The sequence below is a fragment of the Parabacteroides sp. B2-S-102 genome (assembly GCF_023656665.1).
GTDB classification, from domain to species: domain Bacteria; phylum Bacteroidota; class Bacteroidia; order Bacteroidales; family Tannerellaceae; genus Parabacteroides; species Parabacteroides distasonis.
On sequence record NZ_JAMOKM010000045.1, the window covers coordinates 1 to 2,867 of the forward strand.

Below are 2,867 nucleotides of genomic sequence, written 5' to 3' on the forward strand. Positions count from 1 at the left end.
GGGGGGGTTACATACCCATGCCGAAACCCCTGCTTCTGGTGATTTGCTTGAGTAGGTCTTTTCCCTCTTCCATAGCTTTCGATATGTTCGGGAAATGATGTCTTAAAGTCTCCAGTTGTTCGGAATTGAACAAGTCTTTCATCTTACCAAGTTCTTTTTTCAATTCCTTGGTTTCGGTCTTTAGTTCTTGGTTCTCCGTTCTTAGTCGGTTACTGGTTGTCCTTGCATTGTCCATTTGCTGTCTATAATACTCCTTGTCGTTCTCGGCTTTGAATACCTTTGTGCCGTTTCGCTCTTTTTCAAGTATAGCCTTTCCCAGTCTATCGGATAGCTGTTCATTTTCCCCCTCTAAAGCCTTTATTTTGGCTTTTAAGGCATCTTTTTCCCTATCGTTAACCGTTTTCCCTATCAAGCCGTAAAACTTCTCTGAAGCCTTAGAAATGAGTTTTTGGACGTTTTTCTTTGTTTCAATGGAACGTAGTTCTTTCTGAAGCTGAAGAAGCTGGTTTTGCACGTCCTTGTGCTTGTCTAACGCACTGGATATATCGTTGGATAGTTCCTGAAGCTGTTCTTTCGCACATTCGGTCTTGTACTGCATAGCCGATAAGTGTTTGCGGTCAGAAGAAGCACCACGTTCCATGCCCAGTGCTTCAGATGCTATAGTTTGGAGTTCTGCCATGTCATCACGCGATAAGCGCACACTCTTCCCGTTCGGCTGCGTCCAATCGAAAACTACATGGGCGTGAAGGTTAGGTGTCCATTGCTTTGCGTTCATGTATCCTTCGTCCTTGTGTATATGGATTTGAAACGCTTCAATACCGAAACGTTCCTTGCAGACCGCAGCGAATTGCTGGAGTTCCTGCATGGTGGTTTCTTGCTTGATTACTATTACCCCCTCCCGTATGGGTGCTGCTTTAGTCTGCATCTTCTGCCCAACCGTATCGAAATATCTCTGTTTCGCACTCTCCAGCCGATGGGAGATGCTATCTCCAACCCAGCTTTCATTCAAATGACTAAGTTCCGGACGAACATAGTCCAACTCTTTTTCCCTAAAGTTGTGAATCTCGCTCCCCGGCTTCACTGCTTGTACATGAATACTTGTTGCTCCCATAAGTTAACATTTTTGTGACAATCGATAACAGCCGGTGACAGCCGGCTGACAGGGGGTTAAGGGGGCTTGTCCCCTTACACACGCACCCTTTAGGGTGCTAGTGTGCTATCACCATACTGCATAGGTGCGAAGTTAGTGAATGTTTTGTAAATGCACAAATAAAGGGAAAAACATTTGGAATTGCGATGATAAAGCATTACCTTTGTTGCTGACCAAACGGTAGCTGACCGATACGGGAGAGTTACCAAAATACAAGCCGCTGGAGTTAATTGACGGATATCCGACATCTCCAGCGGCTTTATTTTCGCCTATCCGCTTCGTCTAGGCTATACCAGTACCCCCATTAGAAGTGTCCCCCAAAGATACTAATTTTCTACTGATTTGATAGATTTTCCCCCATATTCTTGGACATTTTTCCCCCATGAGGTTATCTTTGTAAAGTGAAAGAGAAACCCATAAACGGGGGTAGATTGGATGCTGGGAAGCATAGACAATCGGGGTAAGGTTAGCGAACCTTGCCTTTATCCCCCATTATAACTTTACATAGAGGAACTTTATCCTATCCCCCTCCCGTCCCCCAAGGGGGGAAGCGACCAAACGGCAGCTTCGCTCAATGGAGTGTTACTCTGAACTGAAACCTAAAGATAGCTGGCGTTCATCTTCTTCAGCTTTCTTTTTAGTTGATAGAGATTTTTTCCGAACGTATGTTTTGGTAAAAGAAACTCTATCCCCATTGAAAACTATAAGGGGATTGATGAACCATAAGTTCTCGTTTATACCTCTGGCTATAATCTCCGCTTTAACCAGTTCTGCAAGCCCTCGATAAACTGTACCTTTGCTTGTATATTTCGTATATTCAAGACAATCTTCTAGGATAAACATTATCATATCATTCTTGGGTTTCATACAAGTCATGATATAGCCAAATACCCTTATTGCGGCTTGTGAAAGGTCAAAAAATGCAGCAAAATTGTTCAGATAGAGTTTTGCAAATTGTTCTTCATCTACTTCTATCTGTCGAATAAAGGAAGTTCGGAACACTTCTCCTGTATCTGTATCAGCAACGGCAACAACTGCTTTTTTGTCACTTCCTGTACTGCTCTTATATTTTTTAACAACATGATTTTCAATATCTTCTATTGCTTGCTTCATGAATGGATTTTCCTTATTCCTTTGGAAGTCGGATAATTTTAGTTCGTTTTTTGCCATGGTATATTATTCTATTAGTTCGATTTTTCGCCTACAAATATAGACTGTCAGTCCAACAAAAATAAACACATAGTTCGATTTTTAACATGATTTATTGAACTCTGAGTTCAAGCTAGATTGAACTGGCAGTTCATACAGTGTGAACTAGCCTATATTGATTATCAATTACTTAGCTTATGTTGTTTCTTATAGTTCTTAATACACCCCCAAAACAGCACAAAATCAGCCACTTAAAAATCATCGGTCGGGGAGCGCCCAGCGGCAAGGGGCGGGACCACCCGTCCCGACGAGCGCCCACACCATAAACTTTTTTTCGGATAAGCACACAACCGTTTTTCGAACCCTGCAAAATGTTTTCTGAATCCGAACGGCGTAACACTCCATTGAGTGAAGCTGCCGTTTGGTCGCTCCCCCTTTGGGGGCGGGGGGGGTTACATACCCATGCCGAAACCCCTGCTTCTGGTGATTTGCTTGAGTAGGTCTTTTCCCTCTTCCATAGCTTTCGATATGTTCGGGAAATGATGTCTTAAAGTCTCCAGTTGTTCGG

General features: G+C 43.0%; 2 protein-coding genes. Both read right to left on the reverse strand.

From position 1 onward, the window contains the following. Positions 1-7: 7 nt before the first annotated feature. Positions 8-1,111: a mobilization protein gene (locus NBH07_RS22370; RefSeq protein WP_250833614.1), complete on the reverse strand. Its 1,104-nt coding sequence runs from the start codon at positions 1,109-1,111 to the stop codon at positions 8-10. Between the two features lie 621 nt (positions 1,112-1,732). Then, the gene (locus NBH07_RS22375) at positions 1,733-2,320 is read right to left on the reverse strand and encodes a replication/maintenance protein RepL (RefSeq protein WP_009125772.1); all 588 of its coding nucleotides are present in this window, start codon (positions 2,318-2,320) and stop codon (positions 1,733-1,735) included. Between the last annotated feature and the right edge of the window lie 547 nt (positions 2,321-2,867).

Coding starts and splice junctions, on each gene's coding strand:
- NBH07_RS22370 (WP_250833614.1), bottom strand. CDS start 1,111: ATGGGAGCAACAAGTATTCATGTACAAGCAGTGAAGCCGGGGAGCGAG.
- NBH07_RS22375 (WP_009125772.1), bottom strand. CDS start 2,320: ATGGCAAAAAACGAACTAAAATTATCCGACTTCCAAAGGAATAAGGAA.